Genomic DNA, 15,746 nt, shown 5'->3' on the forward strand with positions numbered 1-15,746 from the left:
CTCGCCCCTGCGCTCCGCGTGGGGGCGATGAGCCGGACGCTCCCGCGTCCAACAACCCCGCGTTCGTTCTCGGGGTTCGGCTGTGGGCGGGGCCTCCGTGCCCCGCGTCCTGCCGCCTCCTCGCGGGGGACAGAGCCCCCGCCCACAAGCCTGCAACCCCAACCTCCCGCGGGTTCGCAACCCGCGGGAGGTTCCCGACTCTTCCCCGAAGACGAAGAGGCCGCGGAGCGGCCAAGAGGCCCGTCCCCACGCAGAGCGTAGGGACGAGAAAGGGGGGCAGAGCGCAGGGACGAGAAAAGGGGGAGCAGAGCGTAGGAACGAGGGAGGGCGCAGCAGGGCCTCCCTCCCGAAGGTTCCAATCCCTTCGGGAGGGTAACAGGAAGGGCGAGCGCTGGGGGCCCCTCCCGCCGAAGTCGGGCGCCCGCTCCGGCCGGCAGGCTCACAGCGAGTTGAGATAGGCGATCAGGTCGGCCAGCTCCTCCGGCGAGAGCTTCGACGTGACGCCGTGCTTGTCTTCCTTGTTGAAGGCCGTGAAGACTTCCTCGAGGGTGGCGGCGCGGCCGTCGTGCAGGTAGGGCGCCGTGCGGTACACTTCGTTGAGCTTGGGCGTGTAGAACCGGTCGGTGGGCTTGTCGTAGGCGCCCAGCGTGCCCACGTCGTAGGCCTTCAGATCGGTGTAGTTGGCCCCGGAGTGGCAGGTGCTGCACTTGGCCTTGCCGTCGAAGAGCTTCTTGCCGCGCTCGGCCGCCTCGCTGAGCTTGCCGTTCACCAGGAAGGGGTTGGGGTCGGCCTTCAGCGACTTCAGGTAGTCGTCCACCGCCGTGGCGGTCTCCTCGGGCACGACGGCGAAGAGGATGAAGCGGAAGCCGGCGCGCACCGCCACGTCGGCCGTCTGGCGCACGCCCATGGCCATCACGGGCGCCGTGACGTGCGAGTAGACGAGCGAGCGGGTCTTCTTGTGGTTGCCCATGCCGTCGTTGAGGAGGTCCCAGCGGAGGCCGTCCATGCGCGCGTCGCTGGGGTGGCAGGTGGCGCAGCTCTGCCATTTCTGGAAGCAGAGCTCGGCGTCGTGGAAGGCGATGGCGCCCTTGCGCACCTGGTCGGGCTCGGGCTGCGGGCCGACGGGGATGTTCCTGGCGAGGTTGCCGGTCTCGGTGTCCATCACGCACAGCGCGCCGCCGAAGTAGGTGGGCACGTAGAGCTGCTTGCCGTCGGGCGACAGGGCGATGCCGCGCGGCCCGCGCTCGAAGGGCCGGTCGGCCGCGTGCAGATAGAGCAGCGTGCGGCCGCCCACGGGGAAGCGCTGGATCAGCTCGGCGAAGTACATGGCCATCAGGTCGTTGACGAGCTGGAAGCGGTACTTGGGGTCCTTCTTGACTTCGGCCCAGGGGTTGATGTTGGCCGAGCCGAGGCTCTTGGCGTACTGGTCGGGCACGTTGCCGGAGAGCATCTCGACGAGGCGGCCCACGTCAAGACGGGCCACCTCGTGGCAGCCGCTGAGGCTGACCCACAGGGTCTTGCCGTCGGCGGTGAGGGCGGCGCCCCAGGGGTCGGCCGCGCCCAGGTCAATGCTGTCCAGCAGCATCGTCGCGTACAGCTCGTCCTTCTGGAGGTCAATCACGGAGAGGGCCGAGGTGTTCATCCAGCCGCGCTCGAGCTGGGTCGTGGGCACCTGGAAGCGCGACACGCCGTGCAGCAGGTAGGCCCACTTGCCGTCGGGCGAGATGCACACGGTGCGGCCGTTCGTCGAGCCGCCGGGCAGCTTGATGGTCGAGCCCGTCTTGCCGTCCTTGGCATCGAAGAGGCTCACCGACATGGCGGTCGAGCTCTCGGTGGCTGAGCCGGTGGCGAGGGCGTTGCTCACCACCACGCGGGCCTCGTCGGGCGTCACAGCGGCGAACATCGGCTCGCGCACGCAGCGCACGCGGAACTTCTCGACCATCTCGCCGAGATCGATCACCGACACGTTGCCCGAGCCCATGTTGCACACATAGAGGCGGTTGGCCTTGGGCGCCACGGCGAGGCCCGTGGGGCGGTAGCCCACGGGGATGCGCTTCGTCTCCTTGCCGTTCTCGGTCGAGAGGGCGGCCACGGCATTGGCGGTCTGGAGCGCGACGAACAGCGTCTTGCCATCGGGCGAGAGCGCGATGCCGGCCGGGCCGCCGGCCGCCTTCCACTCGGCGACCGGTTTGCCGGCGGCGGGGTCCACCACCACGATGCAGTCGGCCGTGTGGTCCGAAACGTACACCGCCTTGCCGTCGGCCGACACCGCGGCCGCGTACGGCGAGCGGTAGGTGCCCGCCCACGCCGAGGCCGCGAGGCCGAGCACGCCGCACAGCAGAACCACACGAGAGGCCAGTCTTGTCACGGCGCGGTCTCCTGAATGCGAGCGATAGATTCCCTCTGCCCTCCCGGCCCTGTATCCCATCCAAATACCCCAAAGTCGAATCAAATGCAAGTCCCGATGGCCCAAGGCCGCCGCGGGGCCGCGCCGGGCGGGGCGCGCCATCACTTGCGGCGCGAGGGCATCCCCGCTATAGTGTACCGGGCGCGGAGCCAACCCGCAGGCCCGCTGCCGGCGCCCGCTGGCGCGATGTCGGATCAAAGGAGAAACCATGCCCGTCGAACCCAGCCGCCGCACGTTTCTCGGGCGAGCCGCCGCGTCGGCCGCGGCGCTCGCCGCGCCCACGATCGTCCCCGCCTCGGTCTTCGGCCAGGCCGCGCCCAGCGAGCGCGTGCAGCTCGGCCACATCGGCGTCGGCGGGCAGGGCAGCGGCCTGCTCGGCGGCTTCGTGGGCCTGCCCATGGCCATGAGCGTGGCCGTGTGCGACCCCGTGACCCAGCGCCGCGAGGCCGCGGCCAGCCGCGTCGAGCACGCCTATGCCGGCAAGGCCGACCGCGCGACGTTCAAGGGCTGCACGCCGCACAACGACTTCCGCGAGCTGCTGGCCCGCGCGGATGTGGACGCCGTCATCGTGGCCACGCCCGACCACTGGCACGTGCCCATCGCGCTGGCCGCCGTGAAGGCGGGCAAGGACGTCTACGTGGAGAAGCCCCTGGGCGTGAGCGTGGCCGAGGACAAGGCCCTGCGCGAGGCCGTGCACCGCTACGGCCGCATCTTCCAGTACGGCACCCAACAGCGCTGCTTCAGCACCCACTGCGCCTTCGGCTGCGAGCTGGTGCGCAACGGCTACATCGGCGAGCTCAAGGCCGTGCACGTGGTGGCGCCCAACGGCGCCACGGGCGGCAACCCCGCGCCCCAGCCCGTGCCCGAGGGCCTCGACTACGACCTGTGGCTCGGCCCCGCCCCCTGGGCGCCCTTCTGCAACGACCGCGTGTTCGGCGTGGGCCGCTGGCACATCTACGACTACGCGCTCGGCTTCATCGCCGGCTGGGGCGCCCACCCGCTCGACATCGCCCACTGGGGCTATCCCCACATCCCCGTCGAATACCGCGGCACCGGCCTCATCCCCACCGAGGGCCTCTTCGACACCGTGGTGAACTGGAACGTCCAGGGGCGCTACGCCAGCGGCGTCGAGTTCACCCTCAAGCCCGGCGGCGACCTTACCACCTTCGTGGGCACCGAGGGCTGGGTGGCCCCCTCGCGCGGCGGCATCACCGCCGAGCCGCGCTCGCTCCTCTCCGTCAAGATCAAGCCCGACGAGATTCACCTCCTCCAGGACACCCACCACTACCGCAACTTCGTCAACGCCTGTCTCACCCGCACCGCGCCGGCCAGCGACATTGATTCGGCGGTGCAAAGCGACTTCATGAGCCATCTGGGCGACATCTGCATCCGCGAGGGCCGCACCATCCGCTGGGACCCCAAGGCCGAGACCATCGTGGGCGACCCCGACGCCGCGCGCCGCCTCAGCCGCGCCCTGCGCAGCCCGTGGCACTTGTGAGGAACGCCCCACCCGCCGCACGCGCGGCACACGGGGTCGCTGCCGCGCGCGAGGCGATCGCACGGAGGAAGAGAGCATGAGAGTGAGGTTGCTTGCGGTCGGGCTCTGCGGCGTGGTACTGCTCGGCAGCCTGGCGGCCGCCGGCCAGCCCGCGGCCGGGCCATGGACGCAGTTCCGCGGCCCGAGGGGGCAGGCCATCAGCGCCGAGAAAGGCCTGCCCGTCACCTGGGGACCGCAGGAGGGCATCGCGTGGAAGGCCGACCTGCCCGGCGGCGGGGCCTCCACGCCCATCATCCTGGGCGACCGCATCTTCCTCACCTGCTTCAGCGGCTACCTGGTGCCCGGCGAGCCGAAGGGCGAACTCGACCAGCTCAAGCGCCACGTCGTCTGCCTGAGCCGCCGCGACGGCAAGCTGCTCTGGAGCAAGACGGTGCCCGCCAAGCTGCCCGAGGAGCCGACCATCCGCGAGCACGGCTACGCGGCAAACTCGATGTTCACCGACGGCGAGCGGGCCTACGCCTTCCTCGGCAAGTCGGGCGTCTTCGCCTACGACCTCGACGGCAAGCCGCTCTGGCAGGCCGACGTGGGGTCGAGGACCAACGGCTGGGGCACGGCGGCCTCGCCCATCCGCTACGGCGACCTGCTTATCATCAACGCCAGCGTCGAGAGCGAATCCCTCATCGCCCTCGACCGCGCGACGGGCAAGGAGAAATGGCGCGCGCCCGGCATCAAGGAGTCGTGGAACACCCCCATCCTCGTGCCCGTGGGCGAGAAGGTGGAACTCGTCCTGGCCATCGGCGGCAAGGTGCTCGCCTTCAACCCCGACACCGGCGCGCCGCTCTGGTCGGCCGCGACCGACATCCCCTGGTACATGGTCCCCAGCCTCGTGGCCGGCGACGGCGTGGTCTACTGCATCGGCGGGCGCGGCACGGGCGGGGCGCTCGCCGTCCGCTGCGGCGGGCGCGGCGACGTGACCGCCTCGCACCGCCTGTGGACGCTCAAGAAGGGCTCGAACGTCTCGTCGCCCATCCTGCACGAGGGCCACCTCTACTGGGCGCACGAGAACGAGGGCATCCTCTACTGCGTCGAGGCGAAAACGGGCCAGGTCGTCTACGAAGAGCGGCTTCCGCGGGCCGGGCAGTTCTACGCCTCGCCCGTGCTGGCCGACGGCAAGCTCTACTACACCAACCGCGGCGGCCGCACCTATGTTGTGGCGGCCAAGCCGAAGTTCGAGCTGCTCGCGACCAACGAGCTGGGCCGCGTGGGCACCTTCAACGCCAGCCCCGCCGTGGCGAACGGCCAGCTCTTCCTGCGGGCCGACAAGACCCTCTTCTGCATCGGCGGCGCCAGGTAGCCGCCTCGAGCGGAGGCCTGAGATGCTGACACGGAGATGCCCGTTCCTCCTGGGAGCGCTGGGGCTGGCGGCTGCCTGCGCGATGGCAGCCGCACCCGCCGCCAAAGGCGAGACACGACGCGGCCTGGCCTCGCGTTACCCGGGCGACAAGGGGATCGAGAAGGACCCCGCCGTCCTCTTTCACGACGACTTCGAGGCCGGGGAGGTGGGGAAGAAGTGGGACGAGGTCTCCATCCGCCGCCTCCGCAACGCCACGGCCCAGGCGCCGGCCCTCGTGGCCGAGACCGCCGCAGCCATTGCGCGCGGCGCCCGTTCGGCCCGCGCCTCCCTCCACAAGGACAGCCATTCCGACGTCTCGCTCGTCAAGCGCCTTCGCCCGGGCCTCGATGAACTCTACATGCGACACTACGTCCGCTACGGCCCCGACTACGGCTACCACGCGCACGGCGGCAGCGGGTTCATGGCCGACTGGGGCGGGGGCGCGTTCCGCGGCGCCGGCAAGGCCCCCGACGGCGACAAGTTCTTCTGGGCCACGCTCGAGCCCATCGGCAGGCCCGACCGCGGCTGGGGGCCCCCCGGCGCCCTCATCTTCTACGCCTACTGGTGGAAGATGAAGCCCGACGGCCGGGGCAACTACTGGGGCAACTGGTTCCAGCCGCAACCCGACCAGGTCCCGCCGCTCCAGACGTGGACCTGCATCGAGTGGCGCGTCAAGGCCAACACCCCCGGCCAGGAGAACGGCGAGCTGGACTGCTGGATCAACGGCGTGAAGCGCGGCGAGTTCCGCAACATCAACTGGCGTTCCGCCGAGTCCCTCCAGGTCAACAAGGTGCAGCTCACGCTCTACCTCGAGCCCGACGGCTACGAGCGGGCGGGCGGCGGCGTCACGCGCACCGTGTGGTACGACGACGTGGTCGTGGCCACGCAGCCCATCGGGCCGAAGGCCCCCTGAGGCTCGCGCGAAGGGGATACAAGAGGCGGGCCGAAAGCCGAAGAGCCCGCGCCGGAGAGTGAGGCCTACTGGGCCTGTCCCAGGGGCGCCGTCGTGTACTCCGCGAAGTCGGGGCGCAGCCTGCACGTGGCCGTCTGGCCGCCGGCCAGGGTGAACCGCACTTCTACCGTCTCGGCTTGGGCGGGGTCGGCGACGAACTTCTCCGAGGGCAGGTAGGCGAAGATGTGGCAGCGGCCGCCCGCGAGCCGCGCGCGCCAGCGCACACGCGGGTCGGAGACCGCCTTCACCGCCTGCGGCGCGTCGGGGGCCACGAGGGCCGGCTCCAGCGCCTTCAGTTCCTTCGTCACCTTCACCAGCCGCTGCCAGTAGTCCTCCTGCTGCTGTGCGTTGGCGACGGACATCAGGCCGCGGTTGCCGAAGCTCCAGTAGTAAAGGCCGCGCGCGCCTTCGGCGATGGCCATCAGGCTCATCGTGCGCAACTCCTCGGCCGTTGGCCAGCGGTCCGTGCTCCAGCCCTGGAAGAACTGGATGACCATCCACACCGGACGGCTGCCGTGGGTGGCCGCCATGCCGGCGCGGGTCCACTCGCCCACCATCGAAAGCGGGCGGCCTGCCTTCATGTTAAAGAGAGGATAGGGGTCAAGGCCGAAGACATCCAGCGTGTCGCGCCAGAGCGGCAGCTCGAGCGGCAGGTTGCTCACGCCGAAGGTCGGGTGGCCGGGGTCGGCCCTGCGCAGCACCCGGTACTGATGGAAGTGGCGCGGAACATCGTCGAAACCGCGCTCGTCCATCACGTACCAGCCGTGGAACGCGGGCAGATCGCGCATCGCGGCGGCCAGGCGAGTGAGGTAGGCGTCTACCAGCTCCTGCGAATCGAGCTTCTCGAGCTTCGCCGCCTCGGGCACGAGTTCGGCCACGCACGGCGTGCGGGGGAAGGGGGGGAAGGCGTTGTTCACGCAGTCGAAGTAGCCCAGGCCGTGCCGCTGCATCTCGGCCAGATAGCGCTGCCGCACCGCTGTGCCGCAGGGCCACCACCAGTAGTTCGTGTTCGCGTTCACCGGCGCCTCGGCCATCTTCTTCAGGCGGGCCGCCTCCTCGTCGAAGTCGAGTTCGCCATTCGCGAAGTGTCGGGTCGTGTTGTAGAGGCCGAAGGGAAAGACGGGCTTGCCCGCCACGTGCATCACCTGGTGCGCGTCGAACCAGACGGCGAGGCTCTTGCGCTGCTCGGCGGCGATCTTGTGGACGATGTAGGGCGGTGTGCGATAGGAGCCGAGGCGGGCCTCGACCTCGTAGCGCCCGAGGGGCCACTTGCTCGCATCGAGTTCGACGACCTGCTCCCTCGTGCCCGCCCCGAGGTGCGCCGTGGCGATCGGTTTGTCATCGCCCATGCGGCGGGCCTCGACGCCGGCGGGCTCCGTGGCCTTCGCATCGTTGGCGCGCACCCACAACCGCACCGCGGCCGGCCCGTCGTCGGGCAGGTAGCCGCGGTAGTTGGGGTAGAGCAGATAAGCTTCGGCCGGGGCAGGACGGATGCGCTCCAGGGCGAAGTCGTCGAAGAGGGCTTGTCCGCCGCTGGCGCCGCCGTAGCGGTGGAGGCTGATGGCCGCGCTGCCTGGCTTGAGCTCGGGCGGGATGAGCACGCGGAGTTCCTCCTGCCGCCAGTCGCCCGTGCCGCGGAACACGCTGGTCGAGGGCCAGGCGCGCTGGCCGTCCTGGAGCAGGTACTCGATGCTCACGCGGGCGCCGTCGCCCTTCGAGGCCCCGCCGAGGTCCCGCGTCCTCACCCAGAAGCGCAGGGCGTAGATGCCGGGGCCGAGGTCCTTGAGGGGCTGGCGCAGGCTGGGCACGTAGGGGGTCGCCTGGCCGCAGTTGAGCCGCACGCACGCCTTGCCCGAGCGGGCCGCGGCGTCGAGGGCGAACGCCGCGGCGTTCCGCGGCAGCCAGCCATCCCAGTCGGCCTCGAAGCCGGGGTTGGCGAGGGGCACGGCTTCGGTGGTTTCCTGCGGCAGGGCGGTTGGCCCGCCGGCCTCGGGCGGCTCGGCGGCAAGGCCGCTGCCCGCCAGGGCCAGAACGCCCACGAGGAGCCAGCGCGACGCAAACGGCCGGGGCATGGCATTCTCCTGGCCTCCCCAGGCCCCAATCGTAGCGTGCCCGCCCCGCACGTTCAAGCTGCGCGCGGCGTGCGCGCCATGACAGCCCTTGCCGTGGGCTGCCTCGAGGCAGTTCCGCCCAGGTTGGCCGTCAAGCCAGGATGTCGGGGTGGCGCTTCCTGAGGAAGCGGACGGCCGTCTTCAACGTCATCTCGGGGAAGGCGTTGCCGTACATGCACAGCACCCACGGGCCGTCGTGGCCGACGTCCTTCACCGCGCGGATGCAGGCGTCCACGTCAATCTCCCCCTGCCCGATAGGCAGGTGGAGGCCGGGCACCTGAATCCCATCGGCGATGTGGATGGCGCCCAGCGTGCCCTTGAGCGCCCGAATCATTCCTACGGGATCGCCCTTCGTGATGACGTTCGCGTGGCAGAAGTCGAGGCAGATGCGGACCGCCTTCGAGCCGACCTCGGCGATGAGCCTTGGGGCCTTCTCGGGCGTGCTGGCGATGAGGCCGGGGTGAAGCTCGATCTGGATGGTCACCCCCTTCGGCTCGGCGATGGCGGCGCACTCCTTGAGCGTCCGCACCAGGCGGCCCCACATCTCCCGCTCGTCGGCGCCGTCGGGGCAGCGGCCCTCGGCGATACAGACGTGCGAGGCGCCGAGCGCGGCGGCGAGGTCCACATTGTGCTGGATGAACGCCACGCTCTCGGCTCGGCCCTTCTCCGCATCGGAGCCCAGATAGGCCCCGAAGCCCGGGTTGTTCTGAAGCGGCGCCCCGATTATGCCCTTGATTGGCAACCCCGCCGCCTCCGCCGCCTGGCGGCACAGAGCGAGGTTCTTCGGCCCGAACCGCGGATCGAGCAGATAGGGGATGTGTGGCAGGAACAGGTCAAGCCCGCCCGCCCCGGCCTTCTTCAGTCGTTCGAAGATCGCCTCAATCGGCCCGGCGGGGAACATGTGGTTGCTGGCTAACAACACGGCGTACCTCCTTTCAAGATTCCGCGTGCAGGTATGCACGCCTTACCAAGACTCAGCCTCTCAGGTGCTTCGCAAACGTGGCCTTCACCCGCTTCCACATTTCGTCGGAGAGGACGTGGCCGGCTCCCTGCTCGATGAAGTGGGTGAAGTTGGCTTCGGCGCCGGCGCGCTTGTAGGCGGCGGCGATGCGCTCGATGCCCTCGCGGGCCTCTTCGATAGGGCTGCCGCCGTCCTTCTCGCCCAGGTTGAGGTGCAAGGCGCGCGGGGCGATCAGGCCGGCAATCTCGGGCGTGTCGCCATACTGATACCACCCAGGGATGAAGTTGGGGAAGCAGTGGAGGATGTGGGTGCGGTGGATGCCCTTGTAGGTGGGCAGGCAGCAGTTGCCGACGAGGGCCTTGAGGCGCGGCTCCCACGGGCCGATGAGCCAGGTGCAGGTGGACCCCATCGAGTGGCCGTAGCAGCCTATCTCGTCCTTCTTCACCTCGGGGCGCGTGACGAGGTAGTCAATGGCCCGCCGCATGTCGAGGATGTATTTCCAGGCGAGGCACTTGCCGGCGACGACGTAGCGGAGGAACTCGAACCGCTCGTAGTCGCCACCGCGAAGATGCTTGCTCTGCCGCTCGCCAAAGCAGAGGGCGTCGGGGCAGATGACCACGTAGCCTTCCTTGGCCAGCGCGACGCCTGTATGGTGCATGGGCATGCCCGCCAGGCCGGCGGGCTCCACCTTGCCCAGGTGCCAGGCGCCGTTGTGCTGGTGCCACACGGCCACCGCGGGGGCGGGATGAGCGGCGTCTACGCCATCGGGGATGAGGACGAATGCGGGCACGCGGTCGCCCGGCTCGACCTCATACGTCACCGACTCGATGCGGTAGCCGTCCTTCTTCATCGCTTCGCGGAGGACGGGCTTGAGGTCGCCCGGCTCGGGCCACGGCCCGCCGAGGCAGGCGAGGAGTTTCTCTCTGAGCTGAGCGTCGGTCATGGCGGGGGTCTCCTGGGCGAGGGTGGCCGGGAGCAGGGCTTGGGCGGCGAGCAGCCCGGCCGCCGAGCCTGCGAGGAACGCGCGGCGGGGCAGTGCCGTCTGCGGCGAGTTGGGCGGACCGGGCACTTGAGGCTCCCTTCGGGAATGGCAGATGTCCAATATAGGAAAACCCGCCTCGCGCGCAAGCCGGCAAGATCGGTTTGACACGCGGTGCCCTTTGCGTTAGCATTCCTGCCGTTCGAGGGGATAGGGCTGTCGAGAGCACTTGCCTGCAAAGGAGGCGCGTGGTGAGGTTACCAGGTGTCCGATGGATGGGCCGGGGCCTGGCATTGGCGGCGGCTCTGGCTCTCGTGGCCGGGTGCAGCCACCCGGCGAGCGTGGGCGACTACTTCGTGCACCGCGGGGAGGACGCCCTGGACTGCATTGACCTGGGCGTGACGTGGACGGAGACGCCGTATGCCTCGGTCTACGCGTGCCTGTTGGGCCTCAGCTCGATCGGCGCGGGCCACGTGGACGGCGGTTTCTTCGGCATCGGCGGCGGGCGCGTCGGCGTGATGCCCCACTACCACAAGGTCTGCGGCCTCCTGCTGTGGACCTACGAGGAGCTGGGCTGGGGCGAGTTCGACATCAACAAGCCGGAGACGCTGTACCGCTGGCACAACGGCCCGATCGGCTACGCGTGCTACTTCGAGCGGAAGCCCGATTACGGCTTCTCATGAACGAAGTACCTCCACGTAGGTTACGTGGGTCTGGTCGCCAACGCGCGATTCCTTCAGATGCTCGATTTCATGGGTGGCTTCTTCCTCCTCGACCTCTCTGGCGACGACGGCACGGCCACCAGCGTGTGGCCCTGGCAGGCTCCGGGCACCTCGAACGAGTGCATGCGTCCGGAGATCCCGTACTGAGCCGAACGGCGGAAGTCCCGCGCACGGGGGCAGGCCATCAGCCTGCCCCCGCGCCATGTGGTTTGCTGGAAAACGCCCGACATGGTATAAAGGTGTCGAGGCGGGCGGACACGTTTCTCGACCCATGAGGAGTCTCGGATGAAGCGGTGTGGCGCGTGGCGTGTTGGCGTGGCAATGGCGGCGGTGGCCCTGGCCGTGTCGCTCACAGGATGCGCGACGTACTGGGAGCAGCGCGGGCAGGATGCGGCGCAGATCCTCGAGATCGGCATCACGCACACGGAGAAGCCGATGAACGCCTTCTTCATGTGCGGCGTGAGCCTGGTAGGCTTCGGCGCGGCCAATATCGAGGGCACCTTCTCGGGCATCGGCGGCAACCAGGTGGGCACCACCAAGCTCTACTACCGCAGCGTGGGCTACGGCCTGTGGACCTATGAGGAGATCGGCTGGGGCGACTACGACAAGGCCAGGCAGGAGACGCTCTACTCCTACTATGGCGGCATCGTCGGCTGGATCGAGCACATTCAGCGTCGGCCCGGCTACGCGCCCGGCTGCAACCACTTCTTCCACTTCGGCCACACCGGCTTCGTGCTCAACCTCCGCTACCTCGAGATCATAGACTTCCTGCTCGGCTGGACGACGCTCGACCTCTGCGGCGACGATAACGACGTGCTCGGCCACTGGCCGTGGCAGAGCGCGGGCGCCCGCAACCTGCCTCCGCGATTCAACTTCGGCGACGCGCCGGCCGCTGCGCCTGTCAAGTAGGCGCGGTCATCGCTCACCCTCGAGCCAGAACCACACTGGCGCCGCGTCCCGGACCGGGGCGCGGCGCCAGCTTATTCATGCACCACCATGCGCGTGGGGTCACTTCGCCGTCGGCTGCTCGGTCGGGGCCTTAGGGGGCTGGGCGTTGTAGTAGTCAGCCAGCTCCTTGAGCACCCGCTTGTTGTGCTTGCGCCAGGAGCAGACGGGGATGTAGTGGAACCGCCCGTCGGGCGGGTCGAAGTAGACGTGCACGCTGGGGCAGCGCTCGAGGCGCTCGGTCTCGAGGATCGGGTCGTCCTCCAGCGGCAGGATGATCACGCGCAGGGCGCTCTGCACGGTCATGTGCTTCAGGCGCGTCTTGCTGAAGCTGCCGAAGGGGGCGCGGGCGAGCGTGGCCAGCACGTGCCAGAGTTTGCCGAGGCCCTTGCCCTTGAAGGCCCGGCCGAAGACGAAGTGGCGTCTCACCACCCGCATCAGGCCGAAGAGCGCGGCCGTGCGCGCCAGCCCGACCGCCCGGCCGAATCGCCCGAGCGCGCTCTGCGCCCAGCGCTCGTCGCGGGCCGTCAGGCGCTTCTCCAGCAACAGGAGGTCGTCGGCGAACTCGGGCAGCGACGTCCGCAGGTAGTGGTCAATCGGCAGGTACTTCTCGCCGTCCGAGACGAGCAGGTAGAAGCTCTCGCAGTTCGGGTGCGTGCCGTAGTAGGGCAGGGCCTCGCGGCCCAGGTACTTCGAGATCGTCTTGAAGTGGCTCGCCACGCCGAGCGAGAGGAACTTGACCTTGTAGCCCGGGAAGCAGTCGGCCAGCAACTGCTCCACGTCCTCGGTCGTCATCCGTTCGGGCTGGTACTCGAACTCCTGCTCGTGCCAGGTCTGGACGAGGGGCATGAGGTACACGCCGTGCAGGATGCGGCGCTGGTCGTGGTAGAAGCGCAGCAGCTCGGGCAGGTCCTTGTGGTTGAGGCCCCAGGCGAGGCAGGTGACGTAGCTGACGCGCGCCCGCGGCATCTTGTTGAGGTTCTCGATGGCCCGCTTCTTCATCTCGAGGACCTTGGCGCTGCCGCGGAGCTTGTCGTAGCAGGTCGGCCTGCCGCCGTCGTAGGAGACGAGCAGGTGGGCGCGGCTCTCGACGATCTGGCGGCAGTACTCCTCGTTGGCCAGGCGCAGGCCGTTGGTGAGCACGCGGGTGCGCATGCCGTACTTGCGGGCGAGGGCCACGATCTGGGGGAGGTCGTTGCGCACGGTCGGCTCGCCGCCGAACAGGGCGATCGTGGGCAGCGGCTCGAAGATCGAGAGATGCTGGAAGATCCGCTCGAAGTGCTCGAGAGGCGGGTCGAACTCGAAGCCGTGCCAGGCCACGCCGTCGGCGCACATCGGGCAGTTCAGGTTGCAGCGGTTCGTCACGTCCACGAAGGCGTAGGTGGGCGAGCGGTGGTGCGCGCAGTCCACGCACTGCACCTGGCAGCCCTGGTACTCGAAGCCGGGGTCCTGATTGCGCTTCGTCAGGTGGCGGTCGGCGCTCGACGAGAGATAGGTCTCATTCGTCCCGCACTTCGGGCAGTTCTTGGCGAGATAGACCTTGCCGTCGCGCACCGCGCGCGTCGTGGGCACGAGGTCGCCGCACTTGTCGCAGTAGGACTTGTTCACCGTCGCAGGCACTCCGGAACCGTTGGGGACCGCCCTGGAGCCACCGGCTGGCCGCACCGCATTGTACCCGTACCCCCGCGCGGGGTCAAACTGGCGGCCCGGCGTCACAGGCGGGGGTCTGCCAGGTGGAAAACGCCGTCGGCGTATTCGAGCCAGGAGGGGCCGGGACGCCAGGGGCCGACGGCGAGGAGGCGGCAGCCCGGGCGGTTCAGTTCCCTGGTGTAGTCGTGCGCCCAGTGGTTGTGGCCGCAGACGACGACGTTGGCGCCCGCCTCGAAGAGGGGCAGAAAGGCGGCAGGGTCATAGCGTTGCGCGTCCTTGGGGTCGCTGCGGTGGCCGACGACCCGGCGCCACCAGCGCAGCACGCCGGCCACGCTCATGCAGGCCCACAGGGGCGACACGCGGGCGAGCCCGCGCATGAAGCGCCCCTGGATGAAGCGCAGGAACTGGCGCGAGAACCAGGGGTCGGGGAAGCGCAGGTGGCCGTGGACGAGGCAGAACCGCAGCCCGTCGTGCTCGAAGGTGTGCTGAAGGCCCAGGCTTTCGAGGCCGTGGGGGGCCAGGGCGGCGGCGTCGAGCAGGTAGTCGCGGTTGCCGCCGAGGATGCGCACGGGCGGTCCGCCGCGCGCGGCCGCGCCGAGTTGCTCGACGATTCGCCCCCAGGCCCGACGCCGGAGCTGGCGGGCGCCCACCCAGAAGTCCAGCAGGTCGCCGATGATGTAGAAGGCGAGGGCCTCGTCGCGGCGGGCGCGCAGGAACGCCGTGAGGGCGTCCAGCCGCTCGGGGTGCTCGGGGCACAGGTGCACGTCAGCGAGGAAGAACAGCTTCTTGGCCACGGGTCACATGCGGTGGATCAGCTCGCTGAGGAGCTTGTACAGGTAGCCGAAGAAGCCGAAGACGCCCAGGAGCACGATGATGATCGAGGCGCCGACGGTCCATTGCACAGCCTTGTTCGAGAAGAAGCGCTTGCCGTAGTAAACGAGTTCACTCGTGCCCAGCAGCTCCTCGCGCAGGATCTGGAGCTCGCCGAGCTTCTGGTTCATGCCCGTGTTGTTGCTCCGCCAGTCGTTCTCGAACTTGCGGCGCTGCATGTCCGAAAGCTCGCGCACGGCGCGCGCGTCGGGCACGTTGGTCACCATATCCAGCACGCCGCAGCCCGGGTCGCTCTTGAGGCCCACGCGCGTGGCGATCGGCGAGTAGATGCGGGCGAACGTCGTGGCCATTTCCGCGTAGTCGTGCTCCTCCTTGGGCGTCGCCTCGCCAGGCTTCTGGATCTTCCGGTACAGCGTGAAGAAGCGCTTCCACTGGTTGACCAGTTGTTCGAGCTGCTGGAGCTTGAACTCGAGTTCCTCGTCTACCACGGTTGTCTCCTGAAACGAGGGCCGCGCGGTGCCATTAGACCACGCCCGGCAGGCGGAGTCAAGTGCCTCAGCGGCTGAGGGACACGAAAACGTCGTACAGGGCGTGAGTGTACACCACGATGCCCAGGCCGCGGTAGATGTAGATGGCCGCGAAGAGCACGCCCATGCCGAAGCGGTAGGCCAGCAGGCCCGCCTCCAGCGGGTCCCCATAGGGGCCGATGTGGTGGCACGCGGCGAAGGCGAGCGACGAGACGACGATGCTCACCCCCGCCACCCAGCCGGGCGACAGGCCGCTCCAGAGCTTCAGGCCGTAGTAGAGGGCGCCCATCAGCACCACGCGAAAGAGCGCCTCCTCGTAGACGCCGGCGCCCACCGAGAGCACCACGTCGCGGGCGATGTGGCGGCCCGGCCCCAGCGCGCCCATCACCAGCAGGCGCCGCGCCACGGCCCCGCACACCAGCCCCATCGCGCAGGCGTACACGACGCTCTCCATCAGCATCAGGCCGTAGAGTTCGGCATCCACCCGCCGCTGCTCGATGTGGCGCAGGGCCAGCCACGCCAGGGCCGCGATCACGCCGGCGAACACCGCCGGCTCGGCCGGGCCGAAGACGTGGAACACCAGGCGGATGATCCCGTGCGCCCAGTTGATCACGTCCGAGCGCAGCAGCAGAATCCCCACCTCGTAGCCGAGCAGCAGCGGAAGGATGAAGAGGAAGCCGGTCGCGAACTCGCGCGACTCCCGCAGGTACCTGTGCACGAGCTCGGCGGCGGAGGCCGCGCCGGCCCGCTTGCTGGGCTTTGCCATGGAC

Annotated in this window: 14 protein-coding genes; 6 read left to right on the forward strand and 8 right to left on the reverse strand. The window is 69.3% G+C overall.

What is annotated here, in order from left to right; translation table 11 throughout:
• Window positions 1–439: 439 nt before the first annotated feature.
• Window positions 440–2,368, reverse strand: coding sequence for a beta-propeller fold lactonase family protein (locus PLE19_10595; protein HPD15390.1), 1,929 nt, complete (start codon window positions 2,366–2,368; stop codon window positions 440–442).
• Between the two features lie 247 nt (window positions 2,369–2,615).
• On the opposite strand from PLE19_10595, the gene PLE19_10600 reads away from it, so the two are divergent.
• From PLE19_10600 to PLE19_10610, 3 genes are all read left to right on the forward strand, one after another.
• Entirely contained in the window at window positions 2,616–3,905 is a 1,290-nt protein-coding gene (locus tag PLE19_10600) for a Gfo/Idh/MocA family oxidoreductase (protein HPD15391.1), read from the forward strand.
• Window positions 3,906–3,981: 76 nt separating this feature from the next.
• Window positions 3,982–5,259: a PQQ-binding-like beta-propeller repeat protein gene (locus tag PLE19_10605; protein HPD15392.1), complete on the forward strand. Its 1,278-nt coding sequence runs from the start codon at window positions 3,982–3,984 to the stop codon at window positions 5,257–5,259.
• Window positions 5,260–5,281: 22 nt separating this feature from the next.
• Window positions 5,282–6,211, forward strand: a complete 930-nt coding sequence (locus PLE19_10610; GenBank protein ID HPD15393.1) for a hypothetical protein — start codon at window positions 5,282–5,284, stop codon at window positions 6,209–6,211.
• Between the two features lie 65 nt (window positions 6,212–6,276).
• On the opposite strand, the gene PLE19_10615 is transcribed toward PLE19_10610, so the two are convergent.
• From PLE19_10615 to PLE19_10625, 3 genes are all read right to left on the reverse strand, one after another.
• Entirely contained in the window at window positions 6,277–8,322 is a 2,046-nt protein-coding gene (locus PLE19_10615) for a hypothetical protein (GenBank protein HPD15394.1), read from the reverse strand.
• 130 nt (window positions 8,323–8,452) lie between these two features.
• Window positions 8,453–9,283, reverse strand: coding sequence for a sugar phosphate isomerase/epimerase family protein (locus tag PLE19_10620; GenBank protein HPD15395.1), 831 nt, complete (start codon window positions 9,281–9,283; stop codon window positions 8,453–8,455).
• Window positions 9,284–9,335: 52 nt separating this feature from the next.
• Entirely contained in the window at window positions 9,336–10,391 is a 1,056-nt protein-coding gene (locus tag PLE19_10625) for an alpha/beta hydrolase family protein (protein HPD15396.1), read from the reverse strand.
• Between the two features lie 161 nt (window positions 10,392–10,552).
• On the opposite strand from PLE19_10625, the gene PLE19_10630 reads away from it, so the two are divergent.
• The 3 genes from PLE19_10630 to PLE19_10640 all read left to right on the forward strand — a co-directional run bounded on the left by PLE19_10630 (window position 10,553) and on the right by PLE19_10640 (window position 11,932).
• Window positions 10,553–10,984, forward strand: coding sequence for a hypothetical protein (locus tag PLE19_10630; protein ID HPD15397.1), 432 nt, complete (start codon window positions 10,553–10,555; stop codon window positions 10,982–10,984).
• 24 nt (window positions 10,985–11,008) lie between these two features.
• A complete protein-coding gene (locus PLE19_10635) occupies window positions 11,009–11,170 on the forward strand; it encodes a hypothetical protein (protein HPD15398.1) in 162 nt (53 codons plus the stop codon).
• Window positions 11,171–11,308: 138 nt separating this feature from the next.
• Window positions 11,309–11,932: a hypothetical protein gene (locus tag PLE19_10640; protein HPD15399.1), complete on the forward strand. Its 624-nt coding sequence runs from the start codon at window positions 11,309–11,311 to the stop codon at window positions 11,930–11,932.
• Between the two features lie 99 nt (window positions 11,933–12,031).
• Here the strand turns inward: PLE19_10640 and PLE19_10645 are convergent, their stop codons facing one another.
• From PLE19_10645 to PLE19_10660, 4 genes are all read right to left on the reverse strand, one after another.
• Window positions 12,032–13,576 (reverse strand): radical SAM protein, encoded by a 1,545-nt coding sequence (locus PLE19_10645; protein HPD15400.1) that lies wholly within the window; start codon window positions 13,574–13,576, stop codon window positions 12,032–12,034.
• Window positions 13,577–13,680: 104 nt separating this feature from the next.
• Complete coding sequence (locus tag PLE19_10650; GenBank protein ID HPD15401.1) at window positions 13,681–14,412, reverse strand: metallophosphoesterase; 732 nt, start codon at window positions 14,410–14,412, stop codon at window positions 13,681–13,683.
• Between the two features lie 3 nt (window positions 14,413–14,415).
• A complete protein-coding gene (locus PLE19_10655; protein HPD15402.1) occupies window positions 14,416–14,937 on the reverse strand; it encodes a hypothetical protein in 522 nt (173 codons plus the stop codon).
• Window positions 14,938–15,004: 67 nt separating this feature from the next.
• The gene (locus PLE19_10660; protein HPD15403.1) at window positions 15,005–15,742 is read right to left on the reverse strand and encodes a CPBP family intramembrane metalloprotease; all 738 of its coding nucleotides are present in this window, start codon (window positions 15,740–15,742) and stop codon (window positions 15,005–15,007) included.
• Window positions 15,743–15,746: the final 4 nt, after the last annotated feature.

This window comes from Planctomycetota bacterium, from assembly GCA_035384565.1.
GTDB lineage: Bacteria > Planctomycetota > PUPC01 > DSUN01 > DSUN01 > DAOOIT01.

What these genes read in the sequence shown, in the direction of transcription:
- PLE19_10660 (HPD15403.1), bottom strand. Translation starts at nt 15,742, where the DNA reads ATGGCAAAGCCCAGCAAGCGGGCCGGCGCGGCCTCCGCCGCCGAGCTC.
- PLE19_10610 (HPD15393.1), top strand. Translation starts at nt 5,282, where the DNA reads ATGCTGACACGGAGATGCCCGTTCCTCCTGGGAGCGCTGGGGCTGGCG.
- PLE19_10605 (HPD15392.1), top strand. Translation starts at nt 3,982, where the DNA reads ATGAGAGTGAGGTTGCTTGCGGTCGGGCTCTGCGGCGTGGTACTGCTC.
- PLE19_10615 (HPD15394.1), bottom strand. Translation starts at nt 8,322, where the DNA reads ATGCCCCGGCCGTTTGCGTCGCGCTGGCTCCTCGTGGGCGTTCTGGCC.
- PLE19_10600 (HPD15391.1), top strand. Translation starts at nt 2,616, where the DNA reads ATGCCCGTCGAACCCAGCCGCCGCACGTTTCTCGGGCGAGCCGCCGCG.
- PLE19_10640 (HPD15399.1), top strand. Translation starts at nt 11,309, where the DNA reads ATGAAGCGGTGTGGCGCGTGGCGTGTTGGCGTGGCAATGGCGGCGGTG.